The following is a 17,873-nucleotide window of genomic DNA, read 5'->3' as shown; positions in this document are numbered from 1 at the left end:
GCTTTTATTACTTAGAAACAGTCAGACGAGTACGGCCTTTTGCACGACGGCGGGCCAGAACCTGACGACCATTTTTAGTGGCCATACGAGCACGGAAACCGTGGCTACGGTTACGCTTCAATACGGACGGTTGGAAAGTGCGTTTCATGGCGATTTCTACCTAAACTTGGATAATTGACTTCACAGTAAACGCGTTTGGCGCTCCGGCGTGAACACTGACCGACGCCTCAATCGCATACATCAAAGATAAAGAGGCGGGATTGTAATAATTGTACAGTCCCGAGTCAATTGGCATCACACACCTATGGAGCCCTTTCCGCAATAAATTTGGGGAATTTTCTGTCTGAAATAGCACAGAAGAGCATCAACGCGTCGGGCTGAGGATTATACGTACTCTGCATTAAATCGCAAGGATCCTGACACGATCCTTGATGCGGGATCATGATCGCTGTCACTCCAGCGTGAACGTCGATTCAGTTATGCTAGGCGTCTGTAGGTGCAAGCCTGCGTCATTGCTGTGCGGTGCGTGGCGGCCAAGAGTGATAAGAATAGCCTGTGGATAAAAAGGATCGAAACTGTGCAGAAAGGGAAGATCTCTGCCGAGGATTAGGTTATGATCCGCCGTCCCGTGAACGATCCTTCTTCGGGATCGTCTCGGCAACCGCATGGACATCATCAGATGCGCGGTGCACCCAGGAGGCTGCCATTGCAGCTTCCGGGTCATAATCATGAATTACACTAAATAACGTATCTGATTCTTTTCTATTTTAATCTTGTTCGAGTGGAGTCCGCCGTGTCACTTTCGCTTTGGCAGCAGTGTCTTGCCCGTTTGCAGGATGAGTTACCTGCCACAGAATTCAGCATGTGGATACGTCCGTTACAGGCGGAACTGAACGACAACACGTTGGCGCTCTATGCGCCGAACCGTTTTGTGCTGGATTGGGTAAGAGACAAGTACCTCAATAACATCAATGGGCTGCTGAACGATTTCTGCGGTATGGATGCGCCTTTGCTGCGTTTTGAAGTGGGCAGCAAACCGCTGGCCGCGGTGGCCGTGAGCCAGCCTGCCAGCCCGCAGGCGGCGGTGCAGCCAGTCAGGCAGGCACCCGTGCGTCCCAGTTGGGACACGCCGACGACGCAAACGGAGCACACCTACCGTTCCAACGTCAATCCAAAGCATTCGTTCGACAACTTCGTTGAAGGTAAGTCCAACCAACTGGCGCGCGCGGCGGCGCGTCAGGTCGCTGACAACCCCGGCGGAGCCTATAACCCCTTGTTTCTCTATGGCGGCACCGGGTTGGGTAAAACTCACCTGTTGCACGCGGTGGGCAATGGCATTATTGCGCGCAAGCCAAATGCCAAAGTGGTCTATATGCATTCTGAACGCTTTGTACAGGATATGGTCAAAGCCTTACAGAACAATGCGATTGAAGAATTTAAGCGCTATTACCGTTCAGTCGATGCCTTGTTGATCGATGATATTCAGTTTTTTGCCAACAAAGAGCGTTCTCAGGAGGAGTTTTTCCACACCTTCAATGCGCTGCTGGAAGGCAATCAGCAAATCATCCTGACTTCCGATCGTTATCCGAAAGAGATCAATGGGGTAGAGGATCGTCTCAAATCGCGCTTTGGCTGGGGATTGACGGTCGCGATCGAACCGCCGGAGCTGGAAACGCGCGTGGCGATCCTGATGAAAAAAGCGGATGAAAACGATATCCGTTTGCCGGGTGAAGTGGCCTTTTTTATTGCCAAGCGGCTGCGCTCTAACGTGCGTGAGCTGGAAGGCGCACTGAACCGCGTGATCGCTAACGCCAATTTTACCGGCCGCGCCATTACCATTGATTTCGTGCGCGAAGCGTTGCGCGATCTGTTGGCGTTGCAGGAAAAGTTGGTGACCATCGACAATATTCAAAAGACGGTCGCGGAGTACTACAAGATCAAAGTCGCCGATTTGCTGTCCAAACGGCGATCCCGATCGGTGGCCCGTCCACGCCAGATGGCGATGGCGCTGGCGAAAGAGCTGACAAACCACAGCTTACCGGAAATTGGTGATGCGTTTGGCGGTCGTGACCATACTACCGTGCTGCATGCGTGCCGCAAGATTGAGCAGCTGCGTGAGGAAAGCCACGACATCAAGGAAGATTTCTCTAATTTAATCAGAACATTATCTTCATAATATTATGAAATTCATTATTGAACGCGAGCATCTGCTAAAACCGTTACAACAGGTGAGCGGCCCGTTAGGTGGCCGTCCAACGTTGCCTATTCTGGGCAACCTGCTGTTACAAGTGACGGACGGCGCGCTGTCGCTGACCGGCACCGATCTGGAAATGGAGATGGTGGCGAAGATTCCCCTGTCTCAGGCCCATGAACCCGGTGCGACCACGGTACCGGCGCGTAAACTGTTTGATATTTGCCGTGGCTTGCCCGACGGCGCGGAAATTACCATTACGCTGGAAGGCGATCGGATGCTGGTGCGTTCTGGCCGTAGCCGTTTCTCTCTTTCCACGCTCCCGGCGTCTGATTTTCCGAATCTGGATGACTGGCAGAGCGAAGTGGCATTCTCGTTGCCGCAGGCGACGCTGAAACGTCTGATTGAAGCCACGCAGTTTTCCATGGCGCATCAGGATGTGCGCTATTACCTCAACGGCATGTTGTTTGAAACCGAAGGGGAAGAGCTGCGCACCGTGGCAACCGACGGTCACCGTCTGGCGGTATGCGCCATGCCGATCGGTCAGTCGCTGCCGTCCCACTCGGTGATTGTGCCGCGAAAAGGGGTGATTGAGCTGCTACGGCTGCTGGATGGTGGCGATACGCCATTGCAGCTACAGATTGGCACCAACAACATCCGCGCCCACGTCGGGGATTTCATCTTTACATCCAAGCTGGTCGACGGGCGTTTTCCTGACTACCGCCGCGTCTTGCCGAAAAATCCGGACAAGGCGCTGGAAGCGAGCTGTGATTTGCTGAAACAGGCATTTGCGCGTGCGGCGATCCTGTCTAACGAGAAGTTTCGCGGTGTGCGTCTGCACCTGATTCAGAATCAGTTGAAAATTACCGCGAATAACCCAGAACAGGAAGAAGCGGAAGAGATTCTGGACGTGCAGTACAACGGCACGGAAATGGAAATCGGCTTTAACGTCAGCTACGTGCTGGATGTGTTGAATGCGCTGAAGTGTGAAGATGTTCGTTTGCTGCTGACCGATTCTGTCTCTAGCGTGCAGATCGAAGACGGTGCCAGCAGGGCAGCGGCATACGTTGTCATGCCAATGCGTCTGTAGTCGGACGCGCGTGGTCTGCCCTCTTTTTTGCGTGAATGCCGACGCTTGCCGTCGGCATTTGTGCTGGTTGTCGCGTACAGGATCTGGTTGTCCATGGCTCTGACCCGCCTTCTGATTAAAGATTTCCGTAATATCGTCTCTGCCGATTTGGCGCTTATCCCCGGATTCAATTTTCTGGTGGGGGAGAACGGCAGCGGGAAGACCAGCGTGTTGGAGGCTATCTACACGTTGGGGCACGGTCGTGCGTTTCGCTCCATCCAGGCGGCGCGCGTGATTCGGCATGAACAGCCGGAGTTTATTCTGCACGGTCGGTTGGAGGGTATCGAGCGAGAACGCGCGATAGGTCTGAGTAAAAACCGGCTGGGTGACAGCACCGTGCGTATTGATGGCAGCGATGGTCACAAGGTGGCGGATCTGGCGCAGTTGCTGCCGATTCAGCTGATTACACCGGAGGGCTTCACGCTACTCAACGGTGGGCCAAAATACCGTCGTGCCTTTCTCGATTGGGGCTGTTTTCACCATGAGCCCGGCTTTTTCGCTGCCTGGAGCAACCTGAAACGGTTATTGCGCCAGCGTAATGCCGCGCTGCGTCAGGTGGGGCAGTATCGTCAACTGCGCGCTTGGGATCAGGAACTTATTCCGCTGGCAGAGCGCATCAGCGCCTGGCGCGCCAATTACACCGCCGAGATTACGGCAGACATTACCTCGACCTGCGAGCAGTTTTTGCCGGAGTTTTCACTGAGCTTCTCTTTCCAGCGCGGCTGGGACAAAGAGAGCGATTATGCCGAACTGCTGGAACGGCAGTTTGAGCGCGACCGGCAGTTGGGCTACACCGCGCTGGGGCCGCACAAGGCGGATTTTCGTATCCGTGCGGGCGGCGTTGCGGTGGAAGACATGCTGTCGCGTGGACAGTTGAAGTTATTGATGTGTGCGTTGCGATTGGCGCAGGGGGAGTTCCTCACTCGCCATAGCGGTGCCAAGTGTATTTATCTGATAGATGATTTTGCTTCCGAACTGGACAGTACCCGCCGCCGTTTGTTAGCTGAACGGTTAAAAGCGACCGAGGCTCAGGTATTTGTCAGCGCTATCAGCGCTGAACAGATAGATGACATGATCGGTGAAAAGGGCAAGATGTTCCGCGTGGAACAGGGTAAAATAACAGTTCAATTACAGGACTAAAATGAGCGAGAAACGTTGATGTCGAATTCTTATGACTCCTCAAGTATCAAAGTATTGAAAGGGCTGGATGCGGTACGTAAACGCCCGGGTATGTACATCGGTGATACAGATGACGGCACAGGCCTGCATCACATGGTATTCGAGGTTGTGGACAACGCTATCGACGAGGCACTCGCAGGCTATTGCAAAGACATTGTTATTAAAATTCACAAGGATAACTCGGTTTCGGTGCAGGATGATGGCCGTGGCATTCCGACCGGTATTCATGAGGAAGAGGGTGTCTCCGCCGCCGAAGTGATCATGACTGTGCTGCACGCGGGCGGTAAGTTTGACGATAACTCCTATAAAGTATCCGGCGGTCTGCACGGCGTAGGGGTTTCTGTGGTCAACGCCCTGTCTGAAAAGCTGGAGCTGAACATTTATCGTGATGGCAAGGTTCACCACCAAATCTACCGGCACGGCGTACCTCAGGCTCCGCTGGCTGCGGTCGGTGACACCGATCGCACCGGCACCACCGTGCGTTTCTGGCCGAGCATGGAAACCTTCAGCAACGTGACCGATTTCGAATACGACATTCTGGCTAAGCGTCTGCGTGAACTGTCGTTCCTGAACTCTGGCGTTTCTATCCGTCTCAGCGACGAGCGTGAGCAGGGTAAGGCCGATCACTTCCACTATGAAGGCGGCATCAAAGCGTTTGTTGACTACCTGAACCGCAACAAAACGCCGATTCATCCGCAGGTGTTCTATTTCAGCGCAGAAAAAGACAATATCGGCGTCGAAATTGCCATGCAGTGGAACGACGGGTTCCAGGAAAATATCTACTGCTTTACCAACAACATTCCGCAGCGCGATGGCGGTACGCACCTGGCCGGTTTCCGTGGCGCGATGACGCGTACGCTGAACAGCTACATGGAAAAAGAAGGCTACAGCAAAAAGGCCAAAGTCAGCGCCACCGGTGATGATGCGCGTGAGGGCCTGATTGCCGTGGTCTCCGTGAAAGTGCCTGACCCGAAATTCTCCTCGCAGACCAAAGACAAGCTGGTCTCTTCCGAGGTGAAAACCGCGGTTGAATCGCTGATGAACGAACGTCTGGTCGATTACCTGATGGAAAACCCATCTGACGCTAAAATCGTGGTCGGTAAAATTATCGATGCGGCGCGCGCGCGCGAAGCGGCTCGTAAAGCGCGTGAAATGACGCGTCGTAAAGGTGCGCTCGATCTGGCTGGCCTGCCGGGCAAGCTGGCGGATTGTCAGGAGCGCGATCCGGCGCTGTCTGAACTCTACCTGGTGGAAGGGGACTCGGCGGGCGGCTCTGCCAAGCAGGGGCGTAACCGTAAGAATCAGGCCATTCTGCCGCTTAAAGGTAAAATCCTTAACGTGGAGAAAGCCCGCTTCGACAAGATGCTCTCTTCTCAGGAAGTGGGCACGCTGATCACCGCGCTGGGCTGTGGCATTGGCCGCGACGAATACAACCCGGACAAGCTGCGTTACCACAACATCATCATCATGACCGATGCCGACGTCGATGGTGCGCACATTCGTACGCTGCTGTTGACCTTCTTCTACCGTCAGATGCCGGAAATCATCGAACGTGGTCACGTCTTTATTGCCCAGCCACCGCTGTACAAAGTGAAGAAAGGCAAGCAGGAACAGTACATTAAAGATGATGAAGCGATGGACCAGTACCAGATTGCACTGGCTCTGGATGGATCGGCGCTGCACATCAATGCTCAGGCACCTGCGTTGCAGAGCGAGCAGGTGGAACTGCTGGTGAAAGATCACCACAGCGTACAACGGTTGATCGATCGTATGGAACGCCGTTATCCGCGTGCGTTGCTGAATGCCTTGATTTATCAGCCAACGCTGACGGAGGCGACATTAGACGATCGCGCTGCGGTGGAAAGCTGGTTGGCGACGTTGGTGAAAACCCTCAATGAAGGCGATGTACACGGTAGCAGCTACAGCGGAACGTTGAGCGAGAACCCAGAGCTTGCCGAGCCAGTATTGCGTGTGCGTACACACGGGGTCGATACCGATTACGTGCTGGACGCCAACTTTGTGCGTGGCAGCGAATATCGCAAAATCGTGCTGCTGGGTGAAAAACTGCGTGGCCTGTTTGAAGAGGGTGCGTACATCGAGCGCGGTGAGCGCAAACAGCCGATTACCAGTTTTGAACAAGCGCTGGAGTGGCTGGTGAAAGAGTCTCGCCGTGGCTTGAACATCCAGCGTTACAAAGGGTTGGGAGAAATGAACCCGGATCAGCTGTGGGAAACCACCATGGATCCGGAAAGTCGTCGCATGCTGCGCGTGACGGTTAAAGATGCCATGGCGGCGGATGAGCTGTTCACCACGCTGATGGGCGATGCGGTTGAGCCGCGCCGTGCCTTTATCGAAGAGAACGCCTTGAAAGCCGCCAACATCGATATCTGATGGATTGATATCTGATCGGGTGTTGTGACACAAAAAAACCGCCGCGCAGCTGAGCTACGCGGCGGTTTTTTTTAGTGGTCAGACAGCGGCGGCGGCGCGACGCTTGCTGGCACGCATTTCCTGCGCCAGCGTGATAGCGGCGGTGATCAGCATGAAAATGACCGCAGACCAGAAAATGGCATGGGGATGACCATTATCCAGCAACCAGCCGAACAGCACCGGACCGGCCGCTCCGCCGATATTGAACCCGGTGGACACAATACCAAACACCCGTCCTTCCGCGCCTTTCGGCGATGCCGCGCGCACCAGCATATCCCGCGAAGGGGCGATCATGCCGGAGAGAAATCCTGCTGCCGCCAGCAGTGGCACCAGCACCATCGCTGGCAACGGATAGATAGCAACGATCGCCACCAGCACGGCGGTGGCGGCGAGTGCGCCAGTGGCAACCAGGCCGTGACGTTCGGTTTTGTCCGCCAGTGCGCCGCCCGCCAGCACGCCAAAGGCGCTGGCAAACAGAAACGCGGTCAGCACCGCATTGGCATCGGATAAAGGCAGATCGTAGCCGGTGACCAGTGCGGTGACCGAGAAGTTCTGGATCGAGTTGGTGCTCAGGCTCAGCATCAAAAAGAGCCCCAGCAGCGCCATGATGGGCAGCGAAAACAGCGCCCGGGCACTGGCTTGTACCGGGGCAGCGCCGCTTTTCGGGGCCGCCGATTTAAGCCGTGCCGGCTCGTCTTTATGCATCAGCAGCATCACGACAACCAGTAATCCCACCACGCCAGACACAATAAAGGCGGCATTGATGCCGAGCCATGCCGCCACCGCGAGCAAAATACCCGGCGTGATCGCGTTGCCCAAAAAGCCGGAGAAGGTGTGAATCGAGAACGCGCGCCCCATGCGTTTGTCATCAATGCCGCGCGAGAGCAAGGCGTAATCAGAAGGGTGATAGACCGCGTTAGCCACACCGGCGAACCCCATCGCGATCAGCAACCAGAGGTAATGCGGCGTCAGCCCAAGCGACATAAAGCTCAGACTGCCGAGCGTCAGCCCGGCAACCAACGTGCGTCGCGCGCCGATACGGTCAACGGCAAAGCCGATGGGCGTTTGTACGCAGGCGGAGACGATGTTAAAGACGCTGATCGCCAGCCCAAGTTCAACGAAGCTGATACCGCGTTGGGCAGACAGCAACGGAATCAGCACCGGCAGCACCATGATGTGAAAATGGCTGACCAAATGCGCACAGGAGATCTGAGCGAGCAGAGGAAGTTTCATCGTTTTCATGTTTGCGTTACGACATCAATGAGGGCGTTGAGTGGCGCTGCTGAGTGGAAAGCGGCGAGATCACGTCCAGAAGGCGAAGATGCGACAAGCGTAACATATTGTTTGCGTTTGTCGCACTTTCTCTTGTCTGGTTTTTGACCTCAGGCAGGCCGAGTGCGCTCGGCCTGCCTGTGTCAGATCAGGACAAACGAAACACTTTTACCGTGAGCGCCAATTGGCGCGCTTGCTCATCCAGCGAGGCGGCGGCGGCGGTGGCTTCCTGCACCAGCGCGGCGTTCTGTTGCGTAACGCCATCCATTTCATGCACGGCTTGCGTTACCTGGCTGATACCGCGTGATTGTTCATCGGATGCGGCAACGATGTCATCCATGATGGTTTTGACCGACGCGATCGCATGCAGCATCTTTTCCATGGTGTGACCGGCGCTTTGCACCAGTTCGACGCCATTTTTAACGCGCGAGGAAGATTCTCCGATCAGTGCCGTAATGTCTTTCACCGCTGCGGCGCTGCGCTGTGCCAGATTGCGCACTTCACTGGCAACCACAGCAAAGCCGCGCCCCTGTTCGCCCGCGCGCGCGGCTTCTACCGCCGCGTTCAGTGCCAGAATGTTGGTCTGGAAGGCAATGCCATTAATAATGCTGGTAATGTCGGCGATTTTACGTGAACTGTCGTCAATATCGCCCATAATATTGACCACTTGCCCGACAATGGTATTCCCCTGCTGGGCGATGTTAGTCGCGTTTTGCGTCAGCTCGGTGGCGCTGTGCGCATTATCGGCATTCAGTTTTACCGTCGCGGTAATCTGCTCCATGCTGGCGGCCGTCTGCTGCAATGCGGCCGCCTGTTGTTCGGTGCGTGAGGCCAGATCGATATTGCCTGCGGCGATTTCTGTAGCGGCGAGGCTCACCGATTCGCTGGTGGTCAGCAGTTGCTGAGCGATATCGCGCAACTGGTTTTGCATGGTGTGAATCGCATAGAACAGGCTGCTGGTGTCCCTGGGCTGCACCTGGATGGTGTTGGTGAGCTGCCCATTGGCTACGGATAAGGCGATGCGTGCCGCTTCTGCCGGTTCGCCGCCGATGGGGCGCAACACTTTCCGTGTAAAGATGAGGCCCAGCGCGGTAGAGACCACGATGATGCTGATGACCATCAGCAGTAACGCGATATTGCGCTGGCGCTCCGTTTCGGCAAGCACAACATCAATGGGCGCCGACAGTCCCAATATCCACGGCGTGCCGGTATTACCAATGGTCACCGGAATGGTGAGGTCGTAGGATGCCGTTTTCAGTACCGGGTTTTCAGCGCTGGTACGTATCAATACCCCTTGAGATAGCGCTTTTAGCAGGCTATCAGCATGGGCGGCGGGTTTGGTCACCTGCGTCTGGTCGGGGTAGGCGATATAGGCACCGGATTGCGATAACAGCTCGGCGTAGCCCGCGCCTTTATAGGGCTTGATGGCATTGATGAGCTGTTGCAGCGTATCCAGTGAAAAATCTGCCGTTACCGATCCAAGAAAGGTGCCGTCAACCACGATGGGCACTGCAATGGAGGTGAGCAGCACCTCTACGCCGTTATAGGGGTAGCGATAAGGCTCAAGAATCACATCCTGTTTCATCTTGCGCGGCAGCAGATAATAGTCGCCGCTGCCGGGGGTTTCATAGTCGGTCAGATTGTGCAGCACCACGTTACCCGCCGTATCGCGATCGACATAGCGGACATAGCGGCCGTTCGGATCGTGCTCGGGTTGTCCGGTAAACTGCGCATCGTTGCCATCAAAGGCGTTCGGCTCCCATGCCAGCGACATCGACAGGAAATCCGGGTGATGTTGCAGTGCATTTTTTAGCAGAGTATCCGCCATGTCGCGATCGGCGTGGCCGCTGTTGCGCAGGCTGAGTACGCTTTGCCCCAGATTGCGCGCCACCGTTAATGCCAGATCCAGCTTGCGCTGCACCAGATAGCTATTGGTGTAGGCGGTTTGCGTCAGATACTGCTGGGCATCGCTTTTCTGCTGCTGTGTGGACTGCCAAATCAATAAACCGATGGTGATGGCAAAACCAAGGCCGATAGTCACCATGCCGGCCAACAGCATGAGCATGCGCGTCGAGAGCGCCTTTTTTTTATTATCAAAAGGGGTGTGCGGTGATGCTTCAGTATGAAACGCGGTGCGTGATGGCGATGTGGCGGGCGCGGGTGGGGCATAAGGCTGTAGGGATTTAGACATGGTGGTTATCCTCCCTGGGATAGACATTTTGTCAGAAATCTAATTTAGTGTTCAAAAATCAATAAGTTAATTTTCATTTTTGCGCTGTATCCCTTCATGAAAGAACCTGTTTTATGTGATAAGGATCACAGCATGATCATCGGCAGAATTCCGTAAATCTTTATCCTTCACTGGCTCACGGCGATAACTCGCGTTAGCATGCAAAAAAACCATTACGGCAGGATGAAGCATGACGATAAAGCTGATTGCAATTGATATGGACGGCACGTTGCTTAACCCGCAACATCAGATTTCGCCGGCAGTGAGTGCGGCGATTGCGGCGGCACGGAATCAGGGAGTGCACGTGGTGCTGGCGACCGGGCGGCCTTTTATTGGGGTAAAAGGCTATCTGGAGATACTCGGTCTGGATAAAACCGGTGGCTACTGCATTACCAACAACGGCGCGTTGGTTCAGCGCACCGATTCCGGAGAATGTGTGGCGCAAACGCCGCTGAGCTTTGACGACTACCTTTACTGTGAAGCGCTTTCTCGCGCATTGAACGTGCACCTGCATGCGTTGGACTTCAACACCGTCTATACCGCCAATAAAGACATCAGTCGCTATACCGTTTATGAATCGCACCTGACGGGCATGCCGTTGAAATACCGGGCCGTTGAGGAGATGGACCGCACCCTGACCTTCCCGAAGGTGATGATGATTGATGAGCCAGCGCTTCTGGATAACGCGATTCGCCACATTCCTGACGAAGCCCGAGCGCGCTACACCATTATCAAGAGCGCGCCCTACTATTTAGAGATTATGGATAAGCGGGTTAACAAAGGCGAAGGCGTGCGTTTGCTGGCGGAGTATCTTGGACTGACAGCGGAAAACGTGATGGCGATTGGCGATCATGAAAACGATCTGGCCATGATTAGCTATGCAGGCACTGGGGTTGCCATGGGGAACGCCATTGATGAGGTCAAGGCGATCAGCCAATTTGTCACCCGTCCTAATACGGAAGACGGTGTGGCCTACGCGATTGAAAAATTTGTCCTGAAAACAGCGCATTGAGTTGTGCTGACCATAAAAAAACGGCGCTTCTCCGTGAGGGAAAGCGCCGTTTTTTTGGGCTACAGCGGGTGATTATTTGTAGATAATCGCTGTGCCGCGCAGCAGGTCGCTACCGGTGGTGTTGGTGATAGAGAAGGCTTTCGCGCCTGCTTTATCGGCTTTCTCAGCCAGTTGTTCTTGAAGCGAGCTCAGATCGTGCGCACCGCTTACGGAAATGACGCCGAACTCCTGGTATTTAGTCGCTTGTTGAGCGCTAACGCTTTCAGCAGCAAAAGCACCAAAAGAAAGGGTAGCGAGTACGGCAGCGGCAGCGATGGTTTTTACGTTTTTCATGATGTCTTATCCTGTTTTTGAATGTGTTAGAGAAAGAGGATGTCTTTCGATGAAGGGAATGTTACGCCTATGCTAAAAAATTAAAAAACGGATGTTATTGAGAAACTCTTTCAATAAATTTGAAATTGTTTTTAGTGGGTGAATTTTATTTTTATATTAATAATCATGTAATTACATGATTTTAATGTATCTTCATTACATTATCTTGCTTTTCTTTTCAGTATTCGTGGTAATCATTATCCCTGTTTATTTTATTAACATTTGATGCTGTTTACAGGTGGTCAAGTGATATTTATCACTGTGAGCGCGCAGATGCCTGAGTGACTTGTCATGGTTTTTCTTTTCTATCTTGTTCCATCTCGCTGACAGTATTAGCTACGGGATTTTTGGCTCATGCGTGCTACCACGCTGATGCGCGTGCCGCACCTTATCAACAGACAGGGTTTTGTTATCCAATTGTTAGCAGCAGTCAAAATTAACCCCATTACTTTCAATCGGTTATTTTTTGTACCCCGATCAATCTCACAAATCAGGGCGAAACCCGTTGAGTCTACGTTTACCTTGAAATAGATTGCTAACTCGAGTTAGCAATGAGGTTAACGCAATGACTAACGCAGATTTCAGCGGAAAAACCGTTATCGAAAAAGGAGTTAACCCCTCTTCAGTGCGCTCAGCGTGCTTTATTGGTGTGGATGTCGGATCTGCCAGCGTCAGAGCCGGTGTCTTCGACAGCCACGGCCAGCGGTTGGCGTTTGCCGTGCGCCCTATCAGCCAGTTCCATCCTCGCGCCAATGTGGTTGAACAATCTTCTGCTGAGATCTGGCAGAACGTCTGCGCGTCCATCAAAGAAGCGGTAGCGCTGTCCGGTGTTGCGCCGCAAAGCGTGCGTTCCATTGGCTTTGATGCCACCTGCTCGCTGGTGGTGGTGGGCGCGCAGGGAGAGAGTATTTCCGTTGCCGAAGACGGTGAGGCCGCGCGCGACATCATCATGTGGATGGATCACCGCGCTGCGCAGGAAACCGCGGACATCAATGCGACCGGCGATGACGCGCTGCGCTATGTCGGCGGTGAAGTCAGTATCGAGATGGAATTGCCTAAAGTGCTGTGGCTGAAGCGCCACTTCCCCGATCGTTATCGCCAGGCCTGGCGGCTGTTCGATCTGGCTGACTATCTGGTATGGCGCGCCACCGGAGCTGATGTTGCCAGCGTGTGTACCCTGACCTGCAAATGGAACTACCTGGCGCACGAACAGCGTTTCAGTCAGCCGCTGTTACAGGCCGTGGGTCTTGATGATTTGCCGGAGAAAATTCCCACCACCATTTTGGATCTGGGCGTCAAAGCCGGGCAGTTGCAGCCTGATGTGGCTGTGGCGTGCGGCTTGAGCACCGATGTCGCTGTTGCCAGCGGCATGATTGACGCCCATGCGGGCGGACTGGCGCTGGTGGGCAGTCAGCCCGAGGGTAGCCTGGCGCTGATCAGCGGCACGTCCAACTGCCACATGCTGGTAAATCGTGAACCGGTGATGGTGCCCGGCGTCTGGGGCCCTTACTGGGGCGCGATGTTGCCCAACGGCTGGCTGAGCGAAGGAGGGCAAAGTGCCGCCGGAGCGCTGGTGGAGTGGACGCTGCGTCAACATGCGAGTTGGGCCGACGCGCAGCAGCAGGCGGAACAGCAGGGTATAAGCGTTTATACCCTGTTGAATCATTGGGTTGACGATCTGGAGCGGCGTGAGCCCTTCCCGACCCGCCATCTGCATGTGCTGGCCGACCATCATGGTAATCGTTCACCGCGCGCCAACCCGCACGCACGCGGTGCCGTTTATGGCCTGACGCTGGAACAGGGGCCGGATGCGCTGGCGCGGCTCTATCTCGCCACCTTACAAGGCATTGCCTACGGCACGCGCCATATCATCGACAGCATGAATCAGGCCGGACATCAAATTATCCGGGTGGTGATGTGCGGCGGGGCGACCAAAAATCCGCTCTGGCTGCGGGAATACGCCAATATCACCGGTTGCGATATTCATCTGGCGAGCGAAGAAGATGCGGTCACGCTCGGTGCGGCGTTGCTGGGGGCGGTAGCGGCGGAATGTTACCCCACGTTGCCAGCGGCGGCGGCGGCGCTGGTACGCGCTGGCGCGACCATTACCACAGACCCGCAGTACGCTGCGTTCCATGCGGCTAAATATGGCGTCTATCTCCAGATGTATGACGATGTGCAGCGTGCACAACGGCTGATGCAGGATTAACCGGGCGTTGCCGCGCGGCGGCAGCCTCGAGAGCGTTTATTTGAATCAGGAGCAGAACATGTTGAAATTACATCTCCCCCCTTCCCCGGCCACCCTTAGCGCACAGGCAAATGAGGTGCTGTTGGTGACCAACGCCGACCTGCGCGAGCCCGCTAATGTGACCTGCTGGCCGACACAGCGTGACTATGAAGCGCGTCTGGGCGTGGCGCTGGAAAAACGGGGCTATCAGATGAAGCGTGCGCACGCGGTAAATAATGAGCGCGGCCACGGCTTTATCAGCAGCCAGAAAGAGGGGAGCGATCTGTTCGCCGCCATCGATCCAGACGCACCGGTGATTGTGTTACTGACTGCATGGCAGTACTCCCACCACATCGCGCCGTCCTTGGTGCACCACCGTGGCCCGATTCTGCTGTTGGCAAACTTTGATGGCACCTGGCCGGGGCTGGTGGGGATGCTGTGTATGGCGGGATGCCTCACCAGCCTGGAGCGCCCGTTCTCACGCCTGTGGTCAGAAACCTTTGATGATGCGTTTTTCCATCAAGGTCTGGAAACCTGGCTGCGCGATGGCGCGGTCAGCCACAAAACCGGTTATCTGCGCCCGGTTGCGCCGACCCATCCGGTGGTTGCCAGCGAAGCGGGACAAATCGGTCGTCAGGTAGGTGAGCATATTTTACGTCACAAGGCGATTGTCGGGCTGTTTGATACCTTCTGCATGGGGATGATCAATGGGGTATTCCCGCTTAAAGCGATGGTGGATATCGGCATTCCGGTGGAATCGCTGTCGCAGTCGGCGCTGCTGGTGGAGATGGCAAAAGTCCCGCCCGCGCTGCGTGAAGAATGTCTGGCATGGTATGAAGCGCGCGGCATGCAGTTCCAGTTTGGCGAAGACGGCCGCCGCGAGCTGACGCGCGAACAGGTGCTTGAGCAATGCGCCATGATGATCGCGATGGCGCGTTTTGTGAAACGCTTTGGGCTTTCAGCCGTTGGCGTGCAGTATCAGCAGGGCCTGAAAGACAGCTGTGCGGCCTCTGATTTCGCGGAAGGCGCCATCGGCAATCAGGAGCGTTTCCCCATCCCGGATGAGAACGGTGACACTATATGGCCCGATCGCGCTATTCCTTGCGTGAACGAAGTGGATATGGGCAGTGCCATTCCGCAGGTGATGTTGGGGCAACTGCTCGAAGGTTTGGGGCTACCGGCAGAAACCACGCTGCATGATATTCGCTGGGGAAGCGATTATCAGGGCACCTTCTACTGGGATTTGGAAATCTCCGGTGCCGTGCCGTTTGCTCACCTCAAGGGCGGTATCGCGGGAGCCACCGGGTATCGCCAGCCTGCGATGTTCTTCCCCTACGGCGGTTCGACCATCGCCGGACAGGGTAAAGCCGGGCGCTTTATCTGGGCGCGTGCACACTATGAGGGCACCCAGGTGGTGATGCATATTGGCACCGGCACCGGTGTTGAACTGCCCGAAGGGGAGTTCGAGCGACGCCGCCGCGCCACCAACTACGAGTGGCCGCTGCTCAATGCCGTGCTGGATGGCGTGAGCCGCAATGACCTGATGGCCGGACACCAGAGTAACCACCTGACCATCGCCTATGTTGATGAGGCGTTGCTGCCGGAAGTGCTGCAAGCCTTCGTGGCTCAGGCGCTGACGCAGAATATCAAGGTTTACACCGCCGGGGATGCCTGGCCGTTGCTGTCAAAATAACAGGTTGTCAGGCGAGAGTATGCTCGGCGTTTGTGGCTCTCGCCTGTGGGGTTTATCCCGGCGCTACCTCTGCGTATGCGCCGGGCAATACCGGGGAAAACGCTAAAAATTATAATTCGTTAAGGTAGAATCGCCATGGCCCAGAAACAGGATGCACAGCAAAAGTATGTCGGCATTTGGCCCGTAATGCTGACGCCGTTTGATGAGAAGCGGGAAATTGATTATGACTCACTGGCTCGTCTGATCGAATGGTATCTCGCGGCGGGGGTTCACGGTCTGTTCGCCGCTTGCCAATCCAGTGAGATGTTCTTCCTGAGCGATCGTGAAACACAGCAACTGGTGCGCTTTATTGTGCAACAGGTGGATGGGCGTGTGCCGGTGGTGGCCTCTGGCCATACGGCCAACAGCGTGGCACAGCAGGTTGATCAACTGAACGGCGTAGCCCAAAGCGGCGTGGATGGCCTGATTCTCATCAGTAACCGTCTGGCGTTGCAGGGGGAATCCGATGAGCAGGCATTGCAGGCGCTGCAAACCCTGACCGCACAGTTACCCACGTCAGTGGATCTGGGGATTTACGAATGCCCGTATCCTTATAAACGCTTGTTGTCAGACGAGACGGTTGCCTGGTGTGCGCAAAGTCAGCGTTACACCTTTATCAAGGATACCTGCTGTGATTTACCCACTATCCGTCGCCGTCTGGCGCTGGCTCAGGGTAGCCGCTTGCACTTGGCGAACGCCAATAGCCAGACGCTGTTGGCTTCGTTCCAGGCAGGCTGTCAGGCTTACAGCGGCGTGATGGCGAACTTCCATCCGCAACTTTATGTCTGGCTGTATGAAAACTGGCGCACCCACCCGGAACAGGCGCAGGCGCTGGCAGATTATCTGGCGACGGCGGCGCTGGCGGAACACCTTGATTACCCGGCCTGTGCCAAATACTTCCAGCAGCAGGTGGGGAATTTTGCTACCCATGCTTGCCGAGTGCGTAACAGTGCGGGTTATGCCTCCACCTTCTTCCCGGCCGCCATTGATAGCATGATGCGTCTGGGAGAATCGTTGGGCCAGCGCGTGACGAAGCCTTAAAGGAGATACTGATGCTAACCACACTGACGAGAGAAGCGCTGTTGCCTGCGGATCAACGCGATTTCGCCAATTGCCATGCGTCTACCCTGGCCTTGCTGCCGCAGGGTACGGTGGTGGTGGCCTATTTTGCGGGCACCAAAGAGGGCGCTGGCGACACCGCCATCTGGCTGTCACGCCGTGAGCAGGGCATGTGGTTACCACCACAGCGGGCGATTGCTGAACCGGGACTGGCCCACTGGAATCCGGTGCTGCACTGGCAAGCCGGGCGGCTCTGGCTGTTTTATAAGGTGGGCCCGGACGTGCACCATTGGGTGACGCGGTTCGCGGTGTCCGACGATGGCGGCGCGAGTTGGTCCACGCCGGCGGCGTTAGTGGAAAACGATGCGTTACCGCGCGGTCCGGTGAAAAACAAGCTACTGGTGATGTCGAACGGTGAGTGGCTGGCACCGGGCTCGGTGGAAGATGAGCGTTATTGGGATGCTTTTGTCGATATCAGCGCCGATCGTGGTCTATCGTGGCATAAAGCAGCAATTCCTTTACAACATCAGGCTCCGGCCGCGAGCGAAGAGCAGCAACTGTGGCAGGGATTGCAGCAGAACGCGCTGTGGGAGAATGACCTGAACCGCGTGTTCCAGTGGGATGGCGTGATTCAACCGACAGCGTGGGAGTCGTCACCGGGACACGTGCATGTGCTGATGCGCAGCACCCGGGGACAGGTTTACCGCAGTGATTCAGACGACTACGGCAGGCACTGGTGTTCCGCCTACGCGACAACCTTACCCAACAATAACAGCGGGATAGATGTGGTGCGCAGCGCGGATGGCAGTCTGGTGCTGGTGTTTAACCCGATCACCGGAAACTGGAACCGGCGTTATCCGCTGTCGGTGGCGGTTTCCCGCGATAACGGTGAACAGTGGGAAATGGCGGGCGCACTGGAAACGGAGAACGGAGAATTTTCCTATCCGGCGATGGTTTGCGAAGAAAATGCGCTTCACATCACATATACCTGGAATCGAACCAACATCATTTATCAGAAAATCAACATTATGCAGTAAGTT

At 55.4% G+C, this 17,873-nt stretch carries 13 protein-coding genes; 9 read left to right on the top strand and 4 right to left on the bottom strand.

All coding sequences use genetic code 11. The annotated features are described in order from the left end of the window. Window positions 1-7: 7 nt before the first annotated feature. Window positions 8-148, bottom strand: coding sequence for a 50S ribosomal protein L34 (gene rpmH / locus J5067_RS18120; RefSeq protein ID WP_004093983.1), 141 nt, complete (start codon window positions 146-148; stop codon window positions 8-10). 645 nt (window positions 149-793) lie between these two features. On the opposite strand from rpmH, the gene dnaA reads away from it, so the two are divergent. The 4 genes from dnaA (at window position 794) to gyrB (ending at window position 6,890) form a co-directional block, all read left to right on the top strand. Then, complete coding sequence (dnaA, locus tag J5067_RS18115; protein WP_264645258.1) at window positions 794-2,176, top strand: chromosomal replication initiator protein DnaA; 1,383 nt, start codon at window positions 794-796, stop codon at window positions 2,174-2,176. Window positions 2,177-2,180: 4 nt separating this feature from the next. After that, the gene (gene dnaN / locus J5067_RS18110) at window positions 2,181-3,281 is read left to right on the top strand and encodes a DNA polymerase III subunit beta (protein ID WP_264645257.1); all 1,101 of its coding nucleotides are present in this window, start codon (window positions 2,181-2,183) and stop codon (window positions 3,279-3,281) included. A 93-nt stretch (window positions 3,282-3,374) separates the two neighbouring features. After that, window positions 3,375-4,460 (top strand): DNA replication/repair protein RecF, encoded by a 1,086-nt coding sequence (gene recF, locus J5067_RS18105; RefSeq protein WP_264645256.1) that lies wholly within the window; start codon window positions 3,375-3,377, stop codon window positions 4,458-4,460. Between the two features lie 18 nt (window positions 4,461-4,478). After that, window positions 4,479-6,890, top strand: a complete 2,412-nt coding sequence (gene gyrB, locus J5067_RS18100; protein WP_264645255.1) for a DNA topoisomerase (ATP-hydrolyzing) subunit B — start codon at window positions 4,479-4,481, stop codon at window positions 6,888-6,890. A 78-nt stretch (window positions 6,891-6,968) separates the two neighbouring features. Here the strand turns inward: gyrB and J5067_RS18095 are convergent, their stop codons facing one another. Next, entirely contained in the window at window positions 6,969-8,171 is a 1,203-nt protein-coding gene (locus J5067_RS18095; RefSeq protein WP_264651698.1) for an MFS transporter, read from the bottom strand. A 178-nt stretch (window positions 8,172-8,349) separates the two neighbouring features. After that, a complete protein-coding gene (locus tag J5067_RS18090) occupies window positions 8,350-10,266 on the bottom strand; it encodes a methyl-accepting chemotaxis protein (RefSeq protein WP_264651731.1) in 1,917 nt (638 codons plus the stop codon). 355 nt (window positions 10,267-10,621) lie between these two features. Here J5067_RS18090 and yidA point away from each other — a divergent pair, with 355 nt between their 5' ends. Then, on the top strand, window positions 10,622-11,443 hold the full coding sequence (gene yidA / locus J5067_RS18085) for a sugar-phosphatase (protein ID WP_264651697.1): 822 nt from the start codon (window positions 10,622-10,624) through the stop codon (window positions 11,441-11,443). Window positions 11,444-11,515: 72 nt separating this feature from the next. Here the strand turns inward: yidA and J5067_RS18080 are convergent, their stop codons facing one another. Next, window positions 11,516-11,776 (bottom strand): YdgH/BhsA/McbA-like domain containing protein, encoded by a 261-nt coding sequence (locus J5067_RS18080; protein WP_264645252.1) that lies wholly within the window; start codon window positions 11,774-11,776, stop codon window positions 11,516-11,518. 664 nt (window positions 11,777-12,440) lie between these two features. Between J5067_RS18080 and J5067_RS18075 the strand changes: the two genes are divergently transcribed. From J5067_RS18075 to J5067_RS18060, 4 genes are all read left to right on the top strand, one after another. Further along, window positions 12,441-14,024 (top strand): FGGY-family carbohydrate kinase, encoded by a 1,584-nt coding sequence (locus J5067_RS18075; RefSeq protein WP_264651730.1) that lies wholly within the window; start codon window positions 12,441-12,443, stop codon window positions 14,022-14,024. Between the two features lie 58 nt (window positions 14,025-14,082). After that, window positions 14,083-15,735 carry a signal transduction protein gene (locus J5067_RS18070; RefSeq protein WP_264645251.1) on the top strand — a complete coding sequence of 551 codons (1,653 nt, stop codon included), beginning with the start codon at window positions 14,083-14,085 and terminating at the stop codon, window positions 15,733-15,735. 135 nt (window positions 15,736-15,870) lie between these two features. Continuing rightward, on the top strand, window positions 15,871-16,815 hold the full coding sequence (locus J5067_RS18065) for a dihydrodipicolinate synthase family protein (protein WP_264651696.1): 945 nt from the start codon (window positions 15,871-15,873) through the stop codon (window positions 16,813-16,815). Window positions 16,816-16,823: 8 nt separating this feature from the next. Continuing rightward, the gene (locus J5067_RS18060; RefSeq protein WP_264651729.1) at window positions 16,824-17,870 is read left to right on the top strand and encodes an exo-alpha-sialidase; all 1,047 of its coding nucleotides are present in this window, start codon (window positions 16,824-16,826) and stop codon (window positions 17,868-17,870) included. Window positions 17,871-17,873 lie beyond the last annotated feature (3 nt).

Source organism: Candidatus Symbiopectobacterium sp. NZEC151, from assembly GCF_025962655.1.
Lineage (GTDB): Bacteria > Pseudomonadota > Gammaproteobacteria > Enterobacterales > Enterobacteriaceae > Symbiopectobacterium.
Note: the sequence above shows the minus strand (reverse complement) of the source record. Positions and strands in the feature narration are given on the sequence as shown.

Coding starts and splice junctions, on each gene's coding strand:
- rpmH (WP_004093983.1), bottom strand. CDS start 148: ATGAAACGCACTTTCCAACCGTCCGTATTGAAGCGTAACCGTAGCCAC.
- gyrB (WP_264645255.1), top strand. CDS start 4,479: ATGTCGAATTCTTATGACTCCTCAAGTATCAAAGTATTGAAAGGGCTG.
- J5067_RS18095 (WP_264651698.1), bottom strand. CDS start 8,171: ATGAAAACGATGAAACTTCCTCTGCTCGCTCAGATCTCCTGTGCGCAT.
- yidA (WP_264651697.1), top strand. CDS start 10,622: ATGACGATAAAGCTGATTGCAATTGATATGGACGGCACGTTGCTTAAC.
- J5067_RS18070 (WP_264645251.1), top strand. CDS start 14,083: ATGTTGAAATTACATCTCCCCCCTTCCCCGGCCACCCTTAGCGCACAG.
- J5067_RS18090 (WP_264651731.1), bottom strand. CDS start 10,266: ATGCTCATGCTGTTGGCCGGCATGGTGACTATCGGCCTTGGTTTTGCC.
- dnaN (WP_264645257.1), top strand. CDS start 2,181: ATGAAATTCATTATTGAACGCGAGCATCTGCTAAAACCGTTACAACAG.
- J5067_RS18080 (WP_264645252.1), bottom strand. CDS start 11,776: ATGAAAAACGTAAAAACCATCGCTGCCGCTGCCGTACTCGCTACCCTT.
- recF (WP_264645256.1), top strand. CDS start 3,375: ATGGCTCTGACCCGCCTTCTGATTAAAGATTTCCGTAATATCGTCTCT.
- J5067_RS18065 (WP_264651696.1), top strand. CDS start 15,871: ATGGCCCAGAAACAGGATGCACAGCAAAAGTATGTCGGCATTTGGCCC.